The sequence below is a fragment of the Curtobacterium sp. MCBD17_028 genome (genome assembly GCF_003234875.1).
Lineage (GTDB): Bacteria > Actinomycetota > Actinomycetes > Actinomycetales > Microbacteriaceae > Curtobacterium.
Genome location: NZ_QKTQ01000005.1, coordinates 1 through 20,816, shown reverse-complemented (window position 1 = coordinate 20,816; position 20,816 = coordinate 1). Strand labels below are relative to the sequence as shown.

General features: G+C 70.1%; 20 protein-coding genes and 1 tRNA gene. 13 read left to right on the top strand and 8 right to left on the bottom strand.

Annotated elements, in window-relative coordinates; genetic code table 11:
* Nucleotides 1-8 precede the first annotated feature (8 nt).
* Entirely contained in the window at nt 9-461 is a 453-nt protein-coding gene (locus tag DEI86_RS07860) for a metallopeptidase family protein (protein ID WP_111049238.1), read from the bottom strand.
* A gap of 42 nt (nt 462-503) precedes the next feature.
* On the opposite strand from DEI86_RS07860, the gene DEI86_RS07855 reads away from it, so the two are divergent.
* From DEI86_RS07855 to secA, 8 genes are all read left to right on the top strand, one after another.
* Nucleotides 504-713: a DUF3499 family protein gene (locus tag DEI86_RS07855; RefSeq protein WP_111009557.1), complete on the top strand. Its 210-nt coding sequence runs from the start codon at nt 504-506 to the stop codon at nt 711-713.
* A 105-nt stretch (nt 714-818) separates the two neighbouring features.
* A complete protein-coding gene (gene ahcY, locus DEI86_RS07850) occupies nt 819-2,297 on the top strand; it encodes an adenosylhomocysteinase (protein ID WP_111049330.1) in 1,479 nt (492 codons plus the stop codon).
* A 133-nt stretch (nt 2,298-2,430) separates the two neighbouring features.
* Nucleotides 2,431-3,108 (top strand): MtrAB system response regulator MtrA, encoded by a 678-nt coding sequence (gene mtrA, locus DEI86_RS07845; RefSeq protein WP_111009558.1) that lies wholly within the window; start codon nt 2,431-2,433, stop codon nt 3,106-3,108.
* A 72-nt stretch (nt 3,109-3,180) separates the two neighbouring features.
* Nucleotides 3,181-4,833: an MtrAB system histidine kinase MtrB gene (mtrB, locus tag DEI86_RS07840; protein ID WP_111036638.1), complete on the top strand. Its 1,653-nt coding sequence runs from the start codon at nt 3,181-3,183 to the stop codon at nt 4,831-4,833.
* Nucleotides 4,830-6,500, top strand: a complete 1,671-nt coding sequence (locus DEI86_RS07835; RefSeq protein ID WP_111009559.1) for an LpqB family beta-propeller domain-containing protein — start codon at nt 4,830-4,832, stop codon at nt 6,498-6,500. The genes mtrB and DEI86_RS07835 overlap by 4 nt, the downstream gene beginning before the upstream one ends.
* 101 nt (nt 6,501-6,601) lie before the next feature.
* On the top strand, nt 6,602-7,294 hold the full coding sequence (locus DEI86_RS07830) for a ComF family protein (RefSeq protein WP_111013448.1): 693 nt from the start codon (nt 6,602-6,604) through the stop codon (nt 7,292-7,294).
* A gap of 90 nt (nt 7,295-7,384) precedes the next feature.
* Nucleotides 7,385-8,086 carry a ribosome hibernation-promoting factor, HPF/YfiA family gene (hpf, locus tag DEI86_RS07825; RefSeq protein WP_111013447.1) on the top strand — a complete coding sequence of 234 codons (702 nt, stop codon included), beginning with the start codon at nt 7,385-7,387 and terminating at the stop codon, nt 8,084-8,086.
* A gap of 223 nt (nt 8,087-8,309) precedes the next feature.
* The gene (secA, locus tag DEI86_RS07820) at nt 8,310-11,123 is read left to right on the top strand and encodes a preprotein translocase subunit SecA (RefSeq protein WP_111009562.1); all 2,814 of its coding nucleotides are present in this window, start codon (nt 8,310-8,312) and stop codon (nt 11,121-11,123) included.
* 108 nt (nt 11,124-11,231) lie between these two features.
* On the opposite strand, the gene DEI86_RS16675 is transcribed toward secA, so the two are convergent.
* Nucleotides 11,232-11,825: an Rv3235 family protein gene (locus DEI86_RS16675; protein WP_220038503.1), complete on the bottom strand. Its 594-nt coding sequence runs from the start codon at nt 11,823-11,825 to the stop codon at nt 11,232-11,234.
* A gap of 139 nt (nt 11,826-11,964) precedes the next feature.
* Between DEI86_RS16675 and DEI86_RS07810 the strand changes: the two genes are divergently transcribed.
* The gene (locus DEI86_RS07810; RefSeq protein WP_111013445.1) at nt 11,965-13,458 is read left to right on the top strand and encodes a sensor histidine kinase; all 1,494 of its coding nucleotides are present in this window, start codon (nt 11,965-11,967) and stop codon (nt 13,456-13,458) included.
* Between the two features lie 135 nt (nt 13,459-13,593).
* On the opposite strand, the gene DEI86_RS07805 is transcribed toward DEI86_RS07810, so the two are convergent.
* The gene (locus DEI86_RS07805) at nt 13,594-13,842 is read right to left on the bottom strand and encodes a WhiB family transcriptional regulator (protein WP_066515941.1); all 249 of its coding nucleotides are present in this window, start codon (nt 13,840-13,842) and stop codon (nt 13,594-13,596) included.
* A 304-nt stretch (nt 13,843-14,146) separates the two neighbouring features.
* Between DEI86_RS07805 and DEI86_RS07800 the strand changes: the two genes are divergently transcribed.
* Nucleotides 14,147-14,521 (top strand): hypothetical protein, encoded by a 375-nt coding sequence (locus DEI86_RS07800; RefSeq protein WP_111009564.1) that lies wholly within the window; start codon nt 14,147-14,149, stop codon nt 14,519-14,521.
* Nucleotides 14,522-14,531: 10 nt separating this feature from the next.
* On the opposite strand, the gene bcp is transcribed toward DEI86_RS07800, so the two are convergent.
* Complete coding sequence (bcp, locus tag DEI86_RS07795) at nt 14,532-15,002, bottom strand: thioredoxin-dependent thiol peroxidase (protein WP_111009565.1); 471 nt, start codon at nt 15,000-15,002, stop codon at nt 14,532-14,534.
* 99 nt (nt 15,003-15,101) lie between these two features.
* Between bcp and DEI86_RS07790 the strand changes: the two genes are divergently transcribed.
* A tRNA-Lys gene (locus DEI86_RS07790) sits at nt 15,102-15,177 on the top strand.
* 230 nt (nt 15,178-15,407) lie between these two features.
* Here the strand turns inward: DEI86_RS07790 and DEI86_RS16510 are convergent.
* Complete coding sequence (locus tag DEI86_RS16510) at nt 15,408-15,557, bottom strand: hypothetical protein (RefSeq protein ID WP_181439731.1); 150 nt, start codon at nt 15,555-15,557, stop codon at nt 15,408-15,410.
* A gap of 305 nt (nt 15,558-15,862) precedes the next feature.
* Between DEI86_RS16510 and DEI86_RS07785 the strand changes: the two genes are divergently transcribed.
* Together DEI86_RS07785 and DEI86_RS07780 are read left to right on the top strand one after the other, a co-directional pair.
* Complete coding sequence (locus DEI86_RS07785) at nt 15,863-16,312, top strand: MmpS family transport accessory protein (RefSeq protein WP_111049237.1); 450 nt, start codon at nt 15,863-15,865, stop codon at nt 16,310-16,312.
* 2 nt (nt 16,313-16,314) lie between these two features.
* Nucleotides 16,315-16,539, top strand: a complete 225-nt coding sequence (locus tag DEI86_RS07780; RefSeq protein WP_146244882.1) for a hypothetical protein — start codon at nt 16,315-16,317, stop codon at nt 16,537-16,539.
* Between the two features lie 67 nt (nt 16,540-16,606).
* Here the strand turns inward: DEI86_RS07780 and DEI86_RS07775 are convergent, their stop codons facing one another.
* The 3 genes from DEI86_RS07775 to DEI86_RS07765 form a co-directional block, all read right to left on the bottom strand.
* On the bottom strand, nt 16,607-17,701 hold the full coding sequence (locus DEI86_RS07775) for an acyltransferase (RefSeq protein ID WP_111049235.1): 1,095 nt from the start codon (nt 17,699-17,701) through the stop codon (nt 16,607-16,609).
* A gap of 85 nt (nt 17,702-17,786) precedes the next feature.
* Nucleotides 17,787-19,748, bottom strand: coding sequence for an SGNH/GDSL hydrolase family protein (locus DEI86_RS07770; protein WP_111049234.1), 1,962 nt, complete (start codon nt 19,746-19,748; stop codon nt 17,787-17,789).
* Between the two features lie 15 nt (nt 19,749-19,763).
* Nucleotides 19,764-20,816, bottom strand: a 1,053-nt coding sequence (locus DEI86_RS07765) for a cellulase family glycosylhydrolase (protein WP_220038502.1), incomplete at its 5' end; no start/stop codon positions are given.

The window sequence follows — 20,816 nt, the reverse complement described above, 5'->3', positions numbered from 1 at the left end:
GGACGGGGTCAGAGGTGCCGGTACCGGTCCGGGGCGAGGTCCCAGGGGTCCTTGTCGAGGAGCTCCGCGACCGCCCGGAACACCGCGGTCTCGACGACGATCCGGCGGTCGACGTCGTCCTTCTCGGGCAGGTGCGTCAGCCGCTCGACCGGGATCCGGTAGATCGTCACGCGGTCCGGCCGTCGGTCGATGCGCCAGCGTGGCACCGTGCGGTCCGCCGGGTCGGGTTCGGTCGCCGTCGACGGCATGTCCGCCACCTGGAACACGACGCCGCGCAGTTCGTCGGGCCACAGCTCGACCAGGTAGTGCGCCGTGTCGCCGACGATGCGGTCGAACGCCTCGGCCCGGGTGACCACGGGCGCGAGGTCGGGCCCGGTGACCGACGAGCGCCCGCCCCGGCCGTGCCGCGAGCGACCGCGGGCCCGGTCGACGGGCGTCACGAGGGGGCGTCGGCGGACCATGCGGCCATGGTACTGCCGGGTGCCCGGTAGGTTGGGCGGGAGATGGACGTGCGGATCTGCAGCAAGGTCGCCTGCGGGGCGGGGGCCGTGGCGACCCTGACGTACGACTACGCCGACTCCATGGTCGTCGTGGGACCGCTGTCGATCCGGGTCGAGCCGCACGGGTACGACCTCTGCGGCCGGCACGCCGAACGCCTCTCGGTCCCACGGGGGTGGCAGGTGGTGCGCCGCGCGCCCCTCGGGCGCGACTGACGCCGGCCGGGTCAGTCGCCCGGCGGTCGCCACCGCCCGCCGGCCGGGAGGCGCGGTGCGAGCCCGCCACGTGCCTCCCGGCCGGAGGGTGGGAGACTGGTGGTCATGCCCACCGACATGCAGACCGCGCTGCCCCACCGCGTCGCCGACCTGACGCTCGCCGAGGCCGGCCGACACCAGATCCGCCTCGCCGAGCACGAGATGCCCGGCCTCATGGCACTGCGCGAGGAGTTCGGTGCGTCGCAGCCGCTCGCGGGTGCGCGGATCGCGGGATCGCTCCACATGACCGTGCAGACGGCCGTGCTCATCGAGACCCTCGTCGCGCTCGGTGCCCGCGTGCGCTGGGCGAGCTGCAACATCTTCTCGACGCAGGACGAGGCGGCCGCGGCGGTCGCGGTCGGCCCCACGGGCACCCCGGACGCCCCCGCCGGTGTCCCGGTGTTCGCCTGGAAGGGCGAGACCCTCGACGAGTACTGGTGGTGTACGAACCGGATCTTCGACTGGTCGGCCGAGGCCGCGGCCGAGGGCGCCGACTGGATCGGGCCGAACATGATCCTCGACGACGGCGGCGACGCCACGATGCTCGTGCACGAGGGTGCGGACGCCGAGTCCGCCGGAGCCGTCCCCGAACCGGCGTCCGACGCCGCGGCCGAGCGTCTCGTCGTCCTCCGCACGATCGCCGAGTCGCTCGCGACCTCGCCCGACCGGTGGACCCGGATCGCGGCCGAGCTGCGCGGGGTGACCGAGGAGACCACGACGGGCGTGCACCGTCTGTACGAGCTCGCGCGCGCCGGCGTCCTCCGGTTCCCGGCCATCAACGTCAACGACTCCGTGACGAAGTCGAAGTTCGACAACCGCTACGGCATCCGGCACTCGCTGCCGGACGGCCTCAACCGGGCCACCGACGTCCTCATCGGCGGCAAGGTCGCGTTCGTCGTCGGTTACGGCGACGTCGGCAAGGGCGCGGCCGAGGCGCTCCGCGGACAGGGTGCCCGCGTCATCGTCTCCGAGGTCGACCCCATCTGCGCGCTCCAGGCGGCCATGGACGGCTTCCAGGTCGCCCGGCTCGAATCCGTCCTCGACCAGGTCGACATCGTCGTGACCTGCACGGGCAACGTGGACGTCGTGACGGTCGACGACATGCTCGGGCTGAAGCACCTGGCGATCGTCGCGAACGTCGGCCACTTCGACAACGAGATCGACATGGCCGGACTCGAGCGGCTCGAGGGGGCGGAGCGGATCGAGATCAAGCCCCAGGTGCACGAGTGGCGCCTGCCGAACGGCCGGAGCGTCCTCGTCCTCAGCGAGGGGCGGCTCATGAACCTCGGCAACGCGACCGGCCACCCCTCGTTCGTCATGAGCAACTCGTTCACGAACCAGGTGCTGGCGCAGATCGAGCTCTGGACCCGACCCGAGGCGTACCCGACCGACGTGTACGTGCTGCCGAAGCACCTCGACGAGAAGGTCGCACGACTGCACCTGGACGCGCTCGGCGTCGAGCTGACCATGCTGGACGCCCGACAGGCCGACTACATCGGCGTGCCGGTCGAGGGCCCCTACAAGCCCGAGCACTACCGCTACTGACGTCCCGGCGGCGCGGCGGCGATCCCCGCGGACAGCCGCCCCGCCGCGCCCGGCCGTCGTGACCGGGTCCCTCGGTTATGGTGGCAGCACGGGCGCGTCGCCACGTCCGGCACCACCGATCCTGAGGGGGACCATGAGCCCGCGCATCCTCGTCGTCGACGACGACCAGGCGCTCGCCGAGATGATCGGGATCGTCCTCCGGTCCGAGGGGTTCGAGCTCGAGTTCAGCGAGGACGGCACCGACGCGCTCGAGGCCTTCCAGAGCACGCGACCGGACCTCGTGCTGCTCGACGTCATGCTGCCGGGTGTCGACGGGATCGAGGTCTGTCGCCGGATCCGTGCCGAGAGCGGCACGCCGATCATCATGCTCACCGCCAAGGGCGACACCGCCGACGTCGTGTCCGGCCTCGAGAACGGTGCCGACGACTACGTGGTCAAGCCGTTCAACCCGAAGGAGCTCGTCGCGCGCATCCGCACGCGCCTGCGCCCGGTGGCGAGCGACGCGGCCGTCCTCACCGTCGGGGACCTCACGGTCGACGTCCCCGGGCACGAGGTCCGCCGCGGCCGCACCCCGATCGCACTCACCCCGCTCGAGTTCGACCTGCTGCGCGCCCTCGCCGAGAAGCCGAACCAGGTGTTCACGCGCGAGATGCTGCTCGAGCAGGTGTGGGGGTACCACTACAAGGCGGACACGCGACTGGTCAACGTCCACGTGCAGCGGCTGCGCGCCAAGATCGAGCACGACCCGGACAACCCGCGCATCGTCACCACCGTGCGCGGCGTCGGCTACCGGGCGGGTTCGCAGGGCTAGCCGTTGGCCAGGCCCGCGGCCCGTGCGACGCCGACATCCGTCACGTCCCCCGGGGTGGTCACCGTCCGGCAGGTGTGGCGGCGCACCCGGCGATGGATCCGGCGGGGGTGGCGCGCCGTCGCGTTCCTCTGGCGACGGTCCCTGTTGTTCCGCGCGGTCGCCATCACGGTCCTGACGACCGGGCTCGCGGTCAGCGTCATCGGCACCGCGATCACCCTGAGCATCACGAACAACGTCTACGCCCAGCGGCGGGACCAGATCGAGGCCGAGTCGGAACGCGCGACGGTCCTCGCGCAGAACATCTTCGATGCCGCCACCGCCGCCGAGGACAACAACCAGGTCGAGCTCGAGACGCTGCAGAACGAGGCGCAGACCTCGATCCTGACCACCACGACGAGTCCCGGCGGCACGAGCATCGCCATCCTCCGCACCCCGGGGCAGTCCACCACGCAGACGCTGCAGAACATCGCGAGCCCCGACTTCCCGGACTCGGTGATCACGCCCGAGTTGCGGAAGGCCGTCGCGAAGGACTCCGGTGCGCTCCGGCTGCAGGCGGTCGCGCTCGAGGACGGCGGACGACGGGAACCGGGGCTCGCGGTCGGGTCGACGCTCCAGATCCCGAGCGCCGGGCAGTACGAGCTGTACCTCGTCTACGACCTCAGCGACGCGCAGAAGACGCTGGACTTCGTGTCGCAGACGCTGTCCGTCGGCGGCGTGGCGCTCGTCGTGCTCATCGCGCTCGTCACGTCGCTCGTCGTCCGCCTCGTCGTCGGCCCGGTGCGCGTCGCGGCCGAGACGAGCCGCAAGATCGCCGCCGGTCGACTCGACGAACGCATCCCCGTGCGGGGCGAGGACGACATCGCGATCCTCGCCACGAGCTTCAACGGCATGGCCGACGTGATGAGCCGGCAGATCACCCAGCTCGCCGAGCTGTCCCGCGTGCAGCAGCGGTTCGTGTCGGACGTGTCCCACGAGCTCCGCACGCCCCTGACGACCATCCGGCTCGCGGGCGACGTCCTGTTCGACGCCCGGCACGCGTTCGAACCAGCGGTGGCCCGGTCGAGCGAGCTCCTGCACACCCAGATCGACCGGTTCGAGTTGCTGCTGGCGGACCTGCTCGAGATCTCGCGGTACGACGCCCAGGCGGTGCAGCTCGAGACGGAGCCCGTCGTGCCGGCGGCGCTCGCGACCGACATCGTCGACGAGTTCCGGCCGCTCGCCGAGTCGGCCGGAGTCGAGCTGCAGGTCGCCACACCGGGCGGCCACGTCGTCGTGCAGGCCGACGGACGACGGATCCGGCGCGTGCTCCGCAACCTCGTCGGGAACGCGATCGAGCACGGCGAGGCCAAGCCGGTGCAGGTCGTGGTCGACAGCGACGCCGACACGGTCGCGATCGCCGTGCGCGACCAGGGCGTCGGGATGCCCCCGCAGGACGTCGAGCGCGTGTTCGACCGGTTCTGGCGGGCCGACCCGAGTCGACAGCGGACCATCGGCGGGACCGGCCTGGGGCTCGCGATCAGCCTCGAGGACGCACACCTGCACGGCGGGCGGATCGACGTCTGGTCGCGGCCGACGGTCGGATCGGTGTTCGTGCTGACGCTCCCGCGCCGCGCTGGCGACGCGGTGACGCGGTCGGTGATCCCGTTGCCCGCGCTCGACGACCTGGAGGACGAGCCGCGCCTCCCGGCCGTCCCCGCCGACGGTGACGGAGGGCCGCAGCGGTGACCCGGCGCGTCCTCACCGCGCTCGTCGCGACGCTCGTGCTCGTCGTGCTCACCGCCTGCGCCGCGATCCCGACCGGCGGTGCCGTGCAGAAGGGCGGCCGCGTCGAGGACCAGGCGCCGTCCGGCGTCGACTACCGCCCGAACGGGCCGGTCAAGGGCTCGGACCAGGAGACCGTCCTCCGACAGTTCATCGACGCGGCCACCGGTGCCCAGGACAACTACGCGGTGGCACGGGAGTTCCTGACGACGGGGTTCGCGCAGCGGTGGAACCCGCGGCAGAGTGTGACCGTCCGCCAGGGGAGCGGCACCGTCGCGCGCACCGGGGACCGTCGGCTCTCGTACACCATGACGGTGTCGGCCACGGTGGATGCCGACGGCGAGTACACGCAGGCCGACAGCGACGCGACGTCGACGCTGACGTTCCAGTTCCGCAAGGAACACGGGCAGTGGCGGATCAGCTACGCGCCCGGCGGGATCATCCTGTCGCCCGTCAGCTTCGAGTCGGTGTTCCAGGCGCACGCCCTGTACTTCTACGACCCGACGTACCACTACCTCGTGCCCGAGGAACGGTGGTTCCTCGCCCGGTCGTCGACGAGCACGCGGATCGCGAGCGCGCTGCTCGCCGGGCCGAGCGAGTGGCTCAAGGGAGCGGTCGTCACGGCGTTCCCCGAGGGCACGCAGCTGTCCCTCAACGCCGTGACGATCGAGAGCGGGTCGGCCCAGGTCGACCTGACGAGTGACGCGCTGAAAGCGACCACGGTCGAGAAGGTCCGGATGCGCGAGCAGCTCACCGCGAGTCTGGCGTCGGTCGCGAGCATCTCGTCCGTGACGATCACGGTCGAGGGCACGAGCCTCGACGTGCCCGACTCGACGGGCACGAACGCCGAACGCGACCCCGACGTCGACGCCCGGCCGCTCGTCGTCGCGAAGAACGCCGTCGGCAACGCAGCCGCGGGAGCCGTCGACCAACTCGCCGGCATCGCGGACAAGATCCGCGGCCTCGACCCGACGTCACTCGAGGTGACGGCGGCGGGCACCTCCGCCGCGGTCGGCACGGCCGACGGCGTGGACGCCGTCCGGTCCGGCTCGAGCGCTCCCGTGCAGGTGGACACGCGGAGCGGTCTCGTCGCGCCGTCCATCGACGACGAGGGCTTCGTGTGGTCGGCCCAGGCGGCGGACCCCCGGTCGGTCGTCGCGTACGGGCTCGAGGGCGATCCGCACCCGATCTCGTCGAGCCTGCCCGACGGCCGACTCGTCGCGTTCCGCGTGTCGCGGGACGCCACCCGGGCACTCGCGCTCATCGACACCGACGAGGGTGCCGCCCTGTACGTCATGGGCGTGCTCCGGAACTCGCAGAAGCAGCCGACCGCGCTCGGCGCACCCGTCCGGGTGCCGGTCGCCGCGGGCACCCCGGTCGACGCGACGTGGCAGAGCGACCTCGAGGTGGCGTCGCTCGGCTCCACCGCGACCGGCTCGACCGTGACGTCGTCGACCATCGGCGGGCGTTCGACGACGCTCAACCGCCCGTCCGGTTCGGCGACGACGATCGTCGGCGGTGCGTCCGACTCGCTGCTGCTGCGCATGACCGACGGCCGTGTGCTCGCCGAGAGCGGCGGTGGCTGGGACGACAGCGGCGTGACGGCGGCCGTCCTCGGCACGCAGCGGTAGGCCGGGAGGCCCGTCCTCCCCAGGTGCTCCCGTCCGGACCGCCGTCCACCGACTGATGGATCCGGCGCCGAGTCACACGGCCGCGGCGCGACGATCGAGGCATGGGGGAGCGGGAAGCCGACCGGTGGCGGGACGCGGCGATCGAGGCGCTCGGCGTGCTGCTGCCGGTGTCGTGCGTCGTCTGCGGGCGTGACGACCGCCCGGTGTGTCACGCGTGTCTCGAGGACCTCGCCGCGACCCCGTCGTGCGTCCGGCTCGTGGCCGGCGTCCGGCTCGACGCCCCGTTCACCTACCGCGGGACGGCCCGGGCCCTCGTGCTCGCGTTCAAGGTGCACGGACGGCTCGACGTCGTCGGACCGCTGGCCCGCCCCACCGTGCGGGCACTCCGGGGGGCGCTCGCCGAGGCACCCGACGCGGTCGTGGTCCGGGTGCCGTCCTCGCGGGCGGGACGTCGGCGGCGGGGATTCGACCCGGTCGTCGTCCTGCTCCGTCGCGGTGGTTTCCGGACCGCTCGCGTGCTCCGACGAGTGCCGGACCCGCGGGCCCGTGGCAGGCGCGACGGCGGCCAGAAGTCGCTGTCGGCGGTGGACCGGGTGACCGCGACGGTCGGCACCCTCCGCGCGGTGGACGTGCGCGACCGCGCCGTCGTGCTCGTGGACGACGTCGTGACGACCGGGGTGACCATGGCCGAGGCGATCCGGGCGGTCCGCGCAGCGGGCGGCCGCGTGGTGCGGTGCGTGGCGACGGCGAGCGTGGAGCCGTCCTCCCCGTCGGAGGCTGGGACCGGACCCTGAATCGTCGCGTGCACCCGGGTCTACGCTCGCTCGAAAGGCGTCTGGAGTCGCCACGAGGAGGCGACGCGCCGAGTCTGGATGGGAGCCGCCATGGACATCTCGATCACGGGACGGAACGTCGGGATCACCGACCGTTTCCGCGCCTACGCCGAGGAGAAGTCCGCGAAGATCGACGCGCTCGCCGATCGTGCCGTGGCCTTCGAGGTCCGGGTCAGTCGACACCACGAGAAGAGCAGCGGGGCGAGCGGCGACGACCGCGTCGAGCTCACCCTCATCGGTCCCGGGCCGCTCATCCGCGCCGAGTCGACCGCGTCCGACAAGTACGCGGCGTTCGACCTGGCGTTCGCCCGCATCGCCGAACGGTTGCGGCGTGCGAAGGACCGCAAGAAGGTCCACCGGGGCCGTCACCGCCCGACCTCGGTCGCCGAGGCGGCGGGTGACGGGTTCGCCACGATGGACGTCGTGCCCGCCGACGGCACGCTCATCGAGACGGTCGCGACCGGCAGCCTGCCCGTCGTGACGGACGAGGCCCAGGCGACGGACGAGGACGCCTACAACCCCGTCGTCATCCGCACGAAGGTCTTCGCGTCGTCCCCGATGACCGTCGACGACGCGCTGTACTACATGGAGCTCGTCGGCCACGACTTCTACCTCTTCATCGACGCCGAGACGGAACGCCCCAGCGTCGTGTACCGCCGCAAGGGCTGGGACTACGGCGTCATCGCCCTGGACGACGCCGCACCCGTCCAGCAAGAGGCCGCGACGGTCGAACGCGCTGGCGTGACCGTCTGACCTCCGCGCACGACCACGAGGGCCCCGGTCGGCACCACACGGTGCGGTCGGGGCCCTCGTGTCCGCCCCGAGCGAACGGGCCCACCCATCGGCTCCGGCCGCGCCCGCTGCCCAGGTGTGCGGGCGCGGAGGTTGCTAGCATGGCTGGCTGATCAGGCGCGCGCGAACGGCCGTCCGGAGGCCCCGAGCGATCAGCGCCAGACGACACCATGAGGAGTCTCGATTGACCAACGTGCTGGAGAAGGTCCTCCGCATCGGCGAAGGGCGCACGCTCCGACGCCTCAAGGCCTACGCCGAGGCGATCAACGACCTCGAGGACGACTTCGCCACCCTCAGCGACGAGGAACTGCGCGACGAGACGCGTGAGCTGCGCGAGCGGTACGCGAACGGCGAGTCCCTGGACGACCTGCTGCCCGAGGCGTTCGCCGCGGTGCGTGAGGCGTCGAAGCGCACGCTCGGGCTCCGTCACTTCGACGTCCAGCTCATGGGCGGTGCCGCGCTGCACCTCGGGAACATCGCCGAGATGAAGACCGGTGAGGGCAAGACGCTCGTCGCGACGACGGCCGCGTACCTCAACGCCATCGCCTCGCGCGGCGTGCACGTCATCACCGTCAACGACTTCCTCGCGAGCTACCAGTCCGAGCTCATGGGCCGCGTGTTCCGCGCGCTCGGCATGACCACCGGCTGCATCCTCGCGGGGCAGGAGCCCGCCGAGCGTCGCGAGCAGTACGCCGCCGACATCACGTACGGCACGAACAACGAGTTCGGCTTCGACTACCTGCGCGACAACATGGCGTGGCAGGCGTCGGACATGGTGCAGCGCGGGCACTTCTTCGCGATCGTCGACGAGGTCGACTCGATCCTCATCGACGAGGCCCGCACGCCGCTCATCATCTCCGGACCGTCCTCGGGCGAGGCCAACCGCTGGTTCACCGAGTTCGCCACGATCGCCACGCGCCTGCGTCCCGGCGTCGACTACGAGGTCGACGAGAAGAAGCGCACGGTCGGCGTGCTCGAGCCCGGGATCGAGAAGGTCGAGGACTACCTCGGCATCGACAACCTGTACGAGTCGGCCAACACCCCGCTCATCTCGTTCCTCAACAACGCGATCAAGGCCGACGCCCTGTTCAAGCGCGACAAGGACTACGTCGTCATGAACGGCGAGGTGCTCATCGTCGACGAGCACACCGGTCGCATCCTCATGGGCCGCCGGTACAACGAGGGCATCCACCAGGCGATCGAGGCGAAGGAGGGCGTCGAGGTCAAGGCGGAGAACCAGACCCTCGCCACCATCACGCTGCAGAACTACTTCCGCCTGTACAAGAAGCTCTCCGGCATGACCGGTACCGCCGAGACCGAGGCGGCGGAGTTCATGTCGACGTACAAGCTCGGCGTCGTCCCGATCCCGACGAACAGGCCGATGCAGCGCAACGACCAGACGGACCTCGTGTACAAGAACGAGCCCGCGAAGTTCGAACAGGTCGCCGCCGACATCGAGCAGCGGCACGAGAACGGCCAGCCCGTCCTCGTCGGCACGACGAGCGTCGAGAAGAGCGAGTACCTGTCCAAGCTCCTCGCCAAGCGCGGCGTGAAGCACGAGGTGCTCAACGCGAAGAACCACGCGCGCGAGGCCGCGATCGTCGCCCAGGCGGGTCGCCTCGGTGCGGTCACGGTCGCCACGAACATGGCCGGCCGCGGTACGGACATCATGCTCGGCGGCAACGCGGAGTTCCTCGCCGTCGCCGAGATGCACGCGAAGGGGCTGTCCCCGACCGAGACCCCGGATGAGTACGAGGCCGCGTGGGACGACGTGTTCGCCCGCGTCAAGGCCGAGGTCGAGGTCGAGGCCGAGAAGGTCCGCGACGCCGGTGGGCTGTACGTGCTCGGCACGGAGCGACACGAGTCCCGGCGCATCGACAACCAGCTGCGTGGTCGCTCCGGTCGACAGGGCGACCCCGGCGAGAGCCGCTTCTACCTGTCCCTCACCGACGACCTCATGCGGTTGTTCAACTCCGGCGCGGCCGAGAGCCTCATGGGCCGCTCGAACGTCCCGGACGACCTCGCGATCGAGAACAAGCTCGTCGGCCGTGCGATCCGCTCCGCGCAGGCCCAGGTCGAGGCCCGGAACGCCGAGATCCGCAAGAACGTGCTGAAGTACGACGACGTCCTGAACCGCCAGCGCGAGGCCATCTACGACGACCGGCGCCGCATCCTCGAGGGCGACGACCTGCACGACCGGTCGCAGCAGTTCCTCGAGAGCGTGGTCAACGAGATCATCGACTCGCACACGGGCGAGGGCTCCCCGGACGACTGGGACCTCGACGCGATGTGGACCGAGCTCGGGACGCTCTACCCCGTGTCGATCACCATCGACGAGGTCATCACCGAGGCCGGATCGCGGGGCAAGGCATCGCGCGACTTCCTCGGCCGCGAGATCCTGTCGGATGCCAAGCTCGCGTACCAGAAGCGCGAGGAGGCCCTCGGCGACGAGGCCATGCGCGAACTCGAGCGCCGCGTCGTCCTGTCGGTGATCGACCGACGCTGGCGCGACCACCTCTACGAGATGGACTACCTCAAGGACGGCATCGGTCTCCGCGCGATGGCGCAGCGCGACCCCCTCGTCGAGTACCAGCGCGAGGGCTACGCCCTGTTCCAGAGCATGATGGGCCAGATCCGCGAGGAGTCCATCGGGTTCCTGTTCAACCTCGAGGTCCAGGTGCAGCGTGACGGCGAGACGGCCGTCATCGACGCCAAGGGCCTCGGCGAGGACTCGGAGGCCGCCGGGCTGGAGTACTCGGCACCGTCGATCGACGGCGAGGTCGAGGTCCGTGACCAGAGCGGTCGCCTCGAGCAGGCCGCGACCGCACTCGCGCAGCGGCAGCAGGCCGTCGCCGAGGCCGAGCAGGTCCCGGGTCCCGAGCGGGGGTCGTCGTTCGGTGCTGCGGCGACGGCGTCCGGGCAGCGCGGTGCCTTCGGGCAGCGCGACACGGCGCCGACGAACCGGGCGGACCGTCGGGCGCAGGCCAAGAAGAGCTGATCGGGAGCGTTCCCGGAACGGCGGCGGTCCTCCTCGGGCCGTCGCCGTTCGGCGTTCGCGCACCCGTCGCCGGTCAGCCCTGCGCTCCGGTGCGGTCCGCACCGGTGGTCAGAGGACGCTGACCGCGGTCGCGCGCCATCGGCCGTCGCGGCCCTCCAGGCGGATCGCGACCGCACGCGTTCGTGCCCGTGCATGCACGATGACGGTGGCCTCGGCGACACCGTCGCTCGGTTCGCGGACGATCACCGAACCGATCGAGAAGACGGGCCGGCGCGGCGCCGTCCGGCGTACCGACCGCGCGCGGGCCGCCAACCGGACGCGGACCTGGAGGTGTCGGTGCACGTCGTCCGTCACCCACCGCGCGATCTGGTCGAGTTCACGGGCGCCGGCGAGGATCTCGACGACACAGCGGGCGAGGTCCCGCGCGACGGGGGTGGGGTCCGGCAGCGCTGCGCGAGGGGGCTGCGGTGCGGCGTCGGCGCGGCGGAGCCGGCGCGGCCCGGCGGTGCGCCGCGGCGCGCGCGCCGCAGAGCGATCCGGCTCGTGCCCGGGAGGCGTGGGGCGGAGGACCGCGCCGTCGAGCGCCGTGGGCAGCGGAGGAGCCGGCTGCGCTCCGTGCTCGGTCAGGGCGTGCCGCCCCTGACGGCGCGTGCCCCGTCCCTCCGGTCCGTCGTCGGTGCGCTGTGCGGCACGGTCGTCCATGAGCCCCCTCGTGGTGCGGTGGTGCGGCCTCCCCGGCCACGCCCTCAGGCTACTGACCGTTGGAATGTGACATTTAATCCCCGGACCGAGGTGGGGACGGTCGCAGGGAGGACCGGAGGCGGCCACCTAGACTTGCTCCGTGTCGACCCTCAGTGACCTCGTTCTCGCCCAAGGCCGGTCCACCGACGCGGACGTCGAGTGGCTCCACCTGCTCGTGGGCGACGGTCAGCTCCTCGCCGACCTGTCGTTCGCCGACATCGTGGTGTGGGTGCCCGCGGAGGACGGCTCGTTCGTGGCCGTCGCGCACGCGCGGCCGTCGTCCGCCGCGACGCTGTTCTACCGCGACGTCGTCGGGCAGGGCGTGCGGGACGAGTGGCGCGACCAGATCACCCAGTGCTTCGAACGCAGCGAGATCGTCGACTCGGCGGAGCCCGACTGGTACGAGGACACCCCGACCCGCGTGCGCGCGATCCCGGTCCTGCGTCGGTTGTCCGCCACGAGCGCCCAGACGACGGAGGCGCCCATCGCCGTCGTCACACGCCACTCGAACGTCAACGAGCAGCGCACGCCGAGCCGCCAGGAGCTGACGTTCAACTCGAGCGCGAACGACCTGTTCGGCATGATCGCCACGGGGGACTTCCCGGACATCGGCGCACCGACCGGTCCGCGTCGGGGTGCTCCTCGTGCCTCCGACGGACTCCTGCGACTCGACGTCGGGGGCGTCGTCACCTTCGCGAGCCCGAACGGCCTCAGCGCCTTCAATCGGATGGGCTTCGAGGGCGAGCTCGAACGGCTCTCCCTGGCGGAGGTGACGACCGGACTGCTCGGCAACCAGCTCGTCGTGGACGAGTCCCTGCCGCTCGTCGTGACCGGCCGCGCCCCGTGGCGCACCGACATCGAGGCGAAGGGCGTGACCGTGACGCTCCGCGCGATCCCCCTGCGCGACCACGGGGAGCGCATCGGGGCGATCGTGCTCTGCCGTGACGTCACCGAGCAGCGGCATCAGGAGCGCGAGCTCATCACGAAGGACGCGACGATCCGCGAGATCCACCACCGCGTCAAGAACAACCTGCAGACGGTCGCGTCGCTCCTCCGCATCCAGGCGCGTCGCACGCATTCGGAGGAGGCCCGGGAGGCCCTGCAGCAGGCGATGCGTCGGGTCGCGGCCATCGCGGTCGTCCACGACACGCTCTCGACCGGTCTCAGCCAGAACGTGGACTTCGACGACGTGTTCGACCGCGTGCTCATGCTCGTGACCGAGGTCGCGGCGAGTCACAACACGACCGTGCGCCCCAAGAAGACGGGCGAGTTCGGTGTGCTCCCGAGCGAAGCGGCGACGCCGTTGGCGCTCGGCCTCACGGAACTCGTGACGAACGCGGTGGAGCACGGGCTCGACGGCCGTGACGGCGAGGTCGAGATCGTGGCCGACCGGTTCGAGGACCACCTCGAGGTGCAGGTGCGCGACAACGGGCGCGGACTCCCCGAGGGCAAGGTCGGTGCGGGACTCGGCACGCAGATCGTGCGGACCCTGATCCAGGGCGAACTCGGCGGCACGATCGACTGGCACACCTTGGTCGGCAGCGGTACCGAGGTCACCATCGGCATCCCCTTCCGGTGGTCGGAGCAGTCGTAGGGCTTCGGCCTCGGGATCGCGCGGGGTCCGGGTCGAGGGACGACGGGCGCGGCAGGACGACGTGGGGTGGAACGACGACGGCGCCCGGTCCCCTGGGGGACCGGGCGCCGTCGGCGTCGGAACGGGTGCGCTCGGTCAGGAGGCGCGACGTGCGCGGGCAGCGCGGCGCTTGAGCGCGCGACGCTCGTCCTCGCTCAGACCGCCCCAGACGCCCGAGTCCTGCGAGGTCTCGAGCGCGTACTGCAGACAGGTCTCGGTGACGGTGCACCGAGCGCACACCGACTTCGCCTTCTCGATCTGGTCGACGGCCGGGCCGGTGTTCCCGACCGGGAAGAAGAGCTCGGGGTCCGCGGTGAGGCAGGCGGCCTTGTCACGCCAATCCATGTGTTGATGCTCCTTAAATAGCTTCGAATCGCACGACGAACGGCCGTGGCGAATCAAGTGCAGGCGTGGGCCAGCTGGGCTGCAGCACTGCGGGGGGATTCTCTGTGGGGGAGAGAAAGACTCTGCGGGAGGCGCACACGTCATCGTGGCGTTCCATCGACCTCGAACATCGTTCCATACTGATATGGCCAAATCAAGGGTCGAGAGCTGGAGGAACGCTGTGTCGGAAGCCCCACGCCCGGAGCGCCCCGAGGGTGCCGCTGATCGGGAATCACCTGATCGCGCGGCATTCCGGACGCCGACCGTGCTCGGTCTCGCGGTCGTCGTGGGGCTCGAGTTCCTCGCCGTGGCGGTGCTCACGGTGGTGCTCGTCGTCGACCTCGTGGTCGCCCCGCCGGACTCGGTCGTGAACGGGCTGGCGCTCATCGTCCTCGCCGCCGTCGCCGCGATCTGGCTCGGAGCGATGGTGCTCGGACTGGCCCGCGCCCGCTCCTGGGTGCGGAGCGGGGTCGTCGTCTGGCAGTTCCTCCAGATCGCCCTCGCCGTCGGTGCGTTCCAGGGCGTGTTCCGGGTCCCGGCGATCGGGTGGGTGCTGCTCCTGCCAGCGCTGCTCGCCCTGGTGCTCGTCTTCGCACCGGCGACGACGGCGGTGCTCGCCCGCCGCGACCTCGAGCGCTGAGGGCAGGGACTCAGTCCAGGCCGAGCTTCTTCCGCAGCGCGGCCACGTGCCCCGTCGCCTTCACGTTGTAGAGCGGCAGCTGCACGCGGCCGTCCTCGTCGACGACGATCGTCGAGCGGATCGTGCCCGTCGTGACCTTGCCGTAGAGGTTCTTCTCGCCGTACGCGCCGTACGCGCGGTGGACCGTCAGGTCCGGGTCGCTCAGGAGCGGGAAGGTCAGGGCCTGCTCGTCCTTGAAGCGCTGCAGCGCGGGGAGGTCGTCCTTGCTGATGCCGAGCACCGTGTAGCCGGCGCCCTGCAGGGAGTTCATGTTGTCGCGGAAGTCGCAGGCCTCGGTCGTGCATCCGGGCGTCGACGCGGCCGGGTAGAAGTACACGATGACCTTCCGGCCCCGCAGGTCGCGCAGGCTCGTCGGCGTGCCGTGCTCGTCCGGCAGGGTGAAGTCGGGGGCGTCGGCCCCGGCGGCGAGACGTTCGGTCATCCTGTGCTCCTTGCGCGACGTGGTGGCGTCGCCCCGTGGTCCGTGGCGGCCGAGACCCATGCTATTGTTGTTCTCCGTTGCGGCGAGCCGCGACGGTACGCGCCTCTAGCTCAATTGGCAGAGCAACTGACTCTTAATCAGTGGGTTCTGGGTTCAAGTCCCAGGGGGCGCACCACCAGCCCCGGATTCTCAAGCATCGCGCGAGGGTCCGGGGCTTTCGTGTTCCTCCCGTCCACCGCTTACCCACCGCTTTGCGTGCGGACATCGCGTCGAGGAGTCGGTACCGTACGAGGTGAGCGGCCACCGGACGTACCCTCCGGTGGCCGCTCGTCTGACGTTCCCCCGCGACGCTCTCAACCCCTAAGGGACAGGCGAGCGACGACCTCGCCCGGCCCCGTCCTTCAGTTACGACGAGCGGATGACGTCTGCTGGTTCGGCATCTGGCAGAAAGTCGCCGTCGAGTTCAAGGTCAACGACGCCGTCGGCCTCAACCAGCACGGCCGGAACCTCTTGCCCCTGGCGTGCCGGTACCTGCATCGCCGTCGATTTCTCCACGAGCCGCACACTAGCGGGAGGGGACACGACAGGTCGAGAACGATTCCTCACGCGGGACTGTCGGCGGCACACACGACACTCCCCGTCGTGGGATCGCGACGGAAGGACCGATGGATGCCCGACGAGCCCTATTCGCTGTCCCTCGAGGCGCGCGGCGTCACCCGTGCCGCCTACGCGCCGCCGCTGCCGGTCCGGACGTGGGTGCAGAAGTACCGGTTCGGTAACGACCTCATATTGAGGGCTTTTCGCTTCGGCCGTTCTGTCCCTATGCTCAGGTCACCCGAAGCTCATCCCAAAGGAACACCATGCGCAAGCTCTACCCGATCCTCGCCTCAGCCGCCATCATCGCCGCCCTCGCAGGCTGCAGCTCGACCGGCTCGACCGCTGCTCCCGCCAGCACAGCCGGGGCCACCGCCTCCGGGTCCACCACACCTACGGCTACGGCAGCGGCCGCTCGAGTGGTCCACTACGAGGTCACCAGCGATGGCAAGACCGCCGGCAACGTCACCTACATGACTTTCGACAACGGCAAGTCCGCCACCTCCCAGGCAACCGACGCTGCGCTGCCGTTCGAGAAGGACGTGCAGATCAGCGACCCTGGCCTGTTCAGCTCGACGATCTTCTCCCTCGTCGCACAGGCGTCGGCGGATGCGACGACGATCACCTGCAAGATCACCGCCGACGGGCAGACGATCCAGGAATCGACGTCGACTGGCGCCTACTCCGTCGCCACCTGCTCGGGCTCGGCGAAGTAGCCATGGCGCAGACGAACCGCAGCTATGACGACAGGATGATCGTCGCCGGCGTGAACGAACTCATGCAACGTGGTGGATCTGTGCTGGACCAGATCACCAACGTCGAGGTGATCTACGATCCGCCGTCCGGTAACGGCGTCGAGGGTGCGGTCATCCGAGTGGTCCGTGAATACCGCGTCGGCAAGCAGGATGCCGACCGGATCCTCGACATGTCGCGAGAGCTCTGACAGTCACGGAACGACGAAAGACCCCGAGGGCTGCAGCGTGCAGCCCTCGGGGTCTTTCGTCTGTCTCTCAGATCGCGGGTTGCGGGTCTGCCACCGCGGCGCGTTCGAAGCGTCGCTTCATGCGAAGGAACGGCCGCTCGACGAACAGGTAGCTGAGGACCGCGAGAGCGAGCGCCGCCGGGATCCCGACCCACGGCAACGACAGCGGTGCGGGCATGTAGGGCGAGAGGAACAGTTGCTGCCAGAGGTAGAGGCTGTACGACACCAGTCCGAGCAGACGTAGCGGGGACCACGACAGCACGGCTGCCAGGCGCCCGGCGGGGGCAGCGGTGACGGCCGCGATGATGATGGCGATGCAGAGCCCCTCGATGCTCCATCCCACGGTCAGCAGGTAGGCGTTCGACAGTCGTGTCTCGAGTGCCGGTCCGACCAGCAGCATGTAGACCACGGCGGGAACCCAGAGCATGCCTGCCCAACGCCGGATGGTGTCGGCGGCGGCCGTTCGCAGCAGGAGCGCCAGGAGCGCGCCGACGATCAGGGAGTCCGCCCGAGTGTGGAACATGACGTTGTCGTACCCGCGAAGCGACGGCACGAGCACGTACTCCGCGACACGGAGAACGGGATCGAGGACGAGCACGGCGATCGCGACGATGATCGCGGCTCGCCGGCGGACGAGCAGGAGCAGCAGCGGCCAGAGGAGGTAGAACTGCTCCTCGATCGCGAGGGACCAGGTGTGCCCCAGCCACCAGTTCCCGCCGTTCGGCGCATAGTCCCAGATGAACAGGCCCGCGAACAGCACCTGCGCCTTCGTCACGTGGACCACGGTCCCCAGCACCGACAGCACAGACACAACCGCGAGGAACACGTAGAACGCCGGCAGAATCCGGAACGCCCGGCGCGAGTAGAACGCGGGCAGGTCGATGCGGCCGCTCCGGTCCTGCTCGCGGAGCAGGATGCTCGTGATCAGGAACCCGCTGAGGACGAAGAACACCGTGACGCCACGGCCGCCCTCGTCGAACAGCCCGAGCCCGACCGGCAGATGCAGCCCAATCGCGCCCGTCGCGTGACCGATCACGACCAACGCGACCGCGATCCCACGAAGCCCGTCGAGCGCGCTGAGACGTCCTGCACGGCCCGCGACGACCGTTCCCCCCTGAGTCATGCTCGGAGCGTATCCCAGGCGTCACGAACCCCAGGAACGACGAAACACCCCCAGACCCGAAGGCCTGGGGGTGCTCGTGTCCGGCTCAGCCGCCGATGACGGTCGCGTAGAGCGACAGCGTGGTGCCAGATGCGACGCCGTTCGCGGTGGCGATCGAGTAGCTGGTCGCGGACTCCGCGGTCGTGAAGAGGCCAGCCGCGACTGCAGGAGCGTTCCGCGGCTGCAGGGTGATAGCCCGCATCGACCCGTACGGGGCCGAGAATGTCACCGTCGCGAGGACGCCACCGGCCGCCACAGCGGAACTCGTCGCCACCGTCACCGAGTGCGCGGGGTCCGACGTCGCGTTCGTCACAGCCGCGGTACCCACGGTGCTGGCCGCGGTCGGGAGGTTCGACCCGACGATCGGCCGTCCCGCCTTATCGAGCTCGAACAGCTTCACCGTGCCCGTGGGGTCCTCGACGCGGAACATCGAAGCCGACTGGCTCGTCGCCTGTCGAAGCCGCCACGCGATCGTGGAGGCATTCCCCGGGGTGAGGTAGAACCCGCCGCCCATCTTCATGTTCGACAGGAACTGCAGGAACCCGTTCGACGCCGCGGACAGCATCAGATCGGTGGTCGTGCAGGCCAGGTACGGCTTCGTGGTGTCAACGTAGGCGTACAGACCGACCTGCAGGAACGTGGACCCGTTGCCGAACTTCGTAGCCGCTGCGGTGAAGAACTGCTGAGCAGTCCAGATGCCCGAGGATCCGAACGCTGGGGGCACGAGCGACTGCCAGCCCTCGAACAGGGCCGAGAACACCACCTGCGCGATCGCCCGGTGGCCCATGTCGTTGGGGTGGTAGTCGTCCGACATCAGACCGGCGGCGTTCGCGTCGGCCCACTCGCCGTAGATCATCCGGAGGTCGATGACCATGAGGTCGAACTCGGTGGCGAGGTCGTAGGTGGCCTGCACGAAGTCGTCGAACACCGGGGACTGGTCGAGCGGGATCGTCCCCGACCCAGTTCCGCGACGGTCCGATCCGGGGATCGGCACCATGAGGACGACGTCGCCCGTGGTCTGGGCGTTCTGGATCATCGTCGTCATGTTCTGCTTGAACGTCGCGATCGGAACCGCCTGACCCCAGTCGTTCGTGATCAGATCGATCAGGGTGAGGTCCGGCTGCACGACGTTCGCGATGAGGTTCAGCTCGGACGACGGGTACGGGTTCTGCACATGGTTCTGGGTAATCGATCCGTTGATCGCGAACTTGGCGAACTGCACGCCGCCGACGCCGGTCATCTGCTCGACGATCAGCGTGAACGACATGCGTGCGCCGCCGGACGGCGCGGTGATGGTGATCGTCGGAGTGCCGGTGACGGTGAGGTCGAGCTCGGCGCCCTGCAGGCCGCCCTGCGTCCCGTTGCAGTTGATCGTGCCGGCTGTGGTGCCGTTGACCTTGACCGTGGCGGTGCCGCCGTCGGTGGTGGTGACGCCGACGATCTTGATCGAGTTCACGGCGGACGCGGGCGTGTACGTCAGCGTCGCGGTCGGGTCGACGGTGGTGAGAGCGTAGCCCTGCCCGATGCCCATGTTGTTGCCGAGGGTCGACCACGTGCCCGTGGTGACGAGGCGCGTGTCGGCGTTCGAGTTCGTGTCGTTGAGCGGGTTCCAGCCCCGGCCGCCGTCCGGGAACCGGTTGAGCACCTTCCCGGGCAGCCGGCCCCCGAACCACGACGTCTGGAAGTACGGGGCCGAGGAGTTCGCTCCCTGGCCGATGCTGTTGCCCTGCAGCACCACCCGCGCGGCGACCTTCGTCTGCTCCTGACGGTTCAGCGCGGCGCGCCACTTCCGCAGGGATGACCCCTGCCGGTTGTAGACGCCGTTCGCCGGGTCCACTCGGAAGGGCGCTTCGATCCCCGCCGGGAGACCGGACACTGCGAACCCGGACGCGAGCGCGGCACCCTCCGGCGTCGTCGGGTCGGTGAAGGTGCCAGCCATCGCCTGCCGGAGGGGCGGCATCAGCAGCCCAGTCGCTGGGTCGACCGCGGCAACCGTGGGAGTCGTCATGACTGCGTCCTCTTCTCAGGCAACGGAGAACGTGCCCGTCGTCGGGTTGTAGGTGAGTGTCGAGCCGTGGGCATCCCCGCCACCGACCGTGATCGTGTCCGTGGGCAGCGTGACGCCGGCGTACGTGGCGTACGACGCCTTCTGAGCGCCCCCCGCGGTGTAGAGACCGAAGTCGTCGGTGGAGTCCTGCCACTGGTAGAAGAACGACGGCCCGTAGTACGAGTTCGCCGCCATGATCTGCGCGGCTTCGGTGATCGTCTGCTGCTGCATCGAGACCGGGTACGCGGTGTACCCGGCATCAGTGCCCGTGGGGACGCCGTACTCGGTGACCCAGATCCGCTTCCCGGAGTCGTTGTTGGACGCCTGCAGCGTCCGAAGGTCACCCATCGTCGACCAGAGGTTGTACGGGTTCGCCGTCGCCGGGGTGCCCTCGGAGTAGTCGTACGGATGGACGTTGAGCGCATCGAAGAACGCCTTGCCGCCGTTCTGGTAGACGAGGTACATCCAGTCGTACGGGTGGTACCCGTTGCCGCCCGTCGGACCCTGCGGCGTGTGACCGGACGTCTCCTCGCCCCACCCGGCGAGACCGCCCATGATCGCCGAAGCGGTCGGATCCGCGGCCTTGATGATCGGGTAGATCGTCTTCAGGAGCGTCGTGTACGCCGCCGGGTCCGGTGTCGAACCGCCCCAGTTCTGCGCAAGGTTCGGCTCGTTCACCATCTCGAACGCGTGGACGCCGAGGCTGGCGAGGTACGTGACGGCGCTCCTCATCCACCCGTTGCTGGCCTTGTACCCGGCCGACATCGGCAGCGCAGCGGTGCCATCACCGAGCACCACCAGCACCTTGAGTCCAGCCGCAACCGCGTTTTGGATCGTGGCAGCCGACGCTCCACCATGGTTGGTGCCGTCCGTGCTGCCGTTGTAGTTGTACTCAAGACGGATCCACTCGATGCCGATCGACGCCATCTCCTGAGCCGTCGCGGACGACAGCGACAGGTTGCTGGCGAAGCAGATGCCCTTCGCGCGCGACTGCGGGTCAGGCGTCGTAGTCCCGCCACCCCCACCCCC